Origin of the sequence: Aromatoleum diolicum, from assembly GCF_012910955.1 — a bacterium.
GTDB lineage: Bacteria > Pseudomonadota > Gammaproteobacteria > Burkholderiales > Rhodocyclaceae > Aromatoleum > Aromatoleum diolicum.
Genome location: NZ_WTVQ01000134.1, coordinates 1 through 395 on the forward strand (window position 1 = coordinate 1; position 395 = coordinate 395).

General features: G+C 50.6%; 1 protein-coding gene. It reads left to right on the plus strand.

The window, feature by feature from the left end; all coding sequences use genetic code 11:
- Positions 1-48: 48 nt before the first annotated feature.
- A complete protein-coding gene (locus tag GPA25_RS24420) occupies positions 49-339 on the plus strand; it encodes a LacI family DNA-binding transcriptional regulator (RefSeq protein WP_425486422.1) in 291 nt (96 codons plus the stop codon).
- Positions 340-395 lie beyond the last annotated feature (56 nt).

A 395-nucleotide genomic window follows, 5' to 3' on the forward strand; every position in this document is an offset into this window, starting at 1 on the left:
GGTAACGTTAGGCTCAAATAATTAAACAACACGTTACAGGACAACAGGATGCAAAATCGGCTGACCATCAAAGATATCGCGCGCTTAAGCGGCGTGGGGAAATCTACAGTTTCCCGGGTGCTGAATAACGAAAGCGGCGTGAGCCAGCTCACCCGCGAGCGTGTTGAAGCAGTGATGAATCAGCATGGATTTCCCCTTCCCGCTCTGCGCGCGCTATGCGTGGGCAAAGCGATAAAGTGGTCGCCATCATTGTTACCCGTCTGGATTCGTTGTCAGAAAATCTCGCCGTTCAAACCATGCTGCCAGCGTTCTATGAACAAGGTTACGACCCAATCATGATGGAAAGTCAGTTTTCCCCGCAATTAGTTGCCGAACATTTGGGAGTGCTGAAACGG